Source organism: Neisseria sp. P0021.S007, from assembly GCF_051956855.1.
The window spans coordinates 1-779 of the sequence record NZ_JBQCXA010000370.1; the positions used below are offsets into that span (position 1 = coordinate 1).

General features: G+C 51.1%; 2 protein-coding genes. Both read right to left on the minus strand.

Translation table 11 applies throughout. From position 1 onward, the window contains the following. A partial coding sequence (locus ACTHUR_RS13410) for a YMGG-like glycine zipper-containing protein (protein WP_440399025.1) occupies positions 1-357 on the minus strand: 357 nt, incomplete at its 3' end. Positions 358-620: 263 nt separating this feature from the next. Beyond that, complete coding sequence (locus ACTHUR_RS13415; RefSeq protein ID WP_009311042.1) at positions 621-713, minus strand: methionine/alanine import family NSS transporter small subunit; 93 nt, start codon at positions 711-713, stop codon at positions 621-623. Positions 714-779 lie beyond the last annotated feature (66 nt).

Genomic DNA, 779 nt, shown 5'->3' on the forward strand with positions numbered 1-779 from the left:
TTTCTCATAACGGTAGTAATCGTCGTAGTTATCGCGATCACGACCGTAGTAGTAGTCGTCATCGCGGTCGTAGTGGTAGTAGTCGTAGTCGCGATAACGGTTTTCGTATCTCTCTCTGTCTTTTTGATTCAATTTTTTATTACGGTAGGCATAGGCGTTGCCTGCCAAACCACCTGCCACTGCGCCGATGATTGCGCTTTGTCCGTCGTTGCCCAACAGACCGCCCAAGGCTGCGCCTGCTGCCGCGCCGGCGAGGGTGGCTTTTTTCTGGTTTGCCGTGCCTCGCGCTTCCGCGTGGATGGCGGGGAGGCTGAGGCTGGCGGCGAGCAATACCGCCATAAGTGGTTTTATAGTCATTGTTTCGTCCTTTCGTGAAACACGGCAGGTGCCGGAGAATGGTCAGCATTATAGTCAGTCTTTTGTTCGCCGTTCATTTTTCTGTAGAAAATTAGCGTAAACAAATGTTGCTTTTGTTCGGTACGGTTGCTCGGCTGATAGACGGAAAGCTTGGCCTGTCTTGGATTTGGCGGTAACAAAACGCCCCGAAGCCGGTATGCGGTTTCGGGGCGTTTGGGTTTCAGACGACCTGTACGGTGTCTGCAACAATTATTTGAAAAAGCCTATTCTTCAGGCAGCCGCCATACGGACAGAATGAATCCGCCCCAGATGACGACGAGTGCGATAATCATCATGACGATGGCTGAGGTACTCATTCTTTGCCTCCTTGTTCATGTTCGTGTTCGTCTTTGACGTTGAAGTTTTGACCATACTTCCACCCC

What these genes read in the sequence shown, in the direction of transcription:
- ACTHUR_RS13415 (WP_009311042.1), bottom strand. Translation starts at nt 713, where the DNA reads ATGAGTACCTCAGCCATCGTCATGATGATTATCGCACTCGTCGTCATC.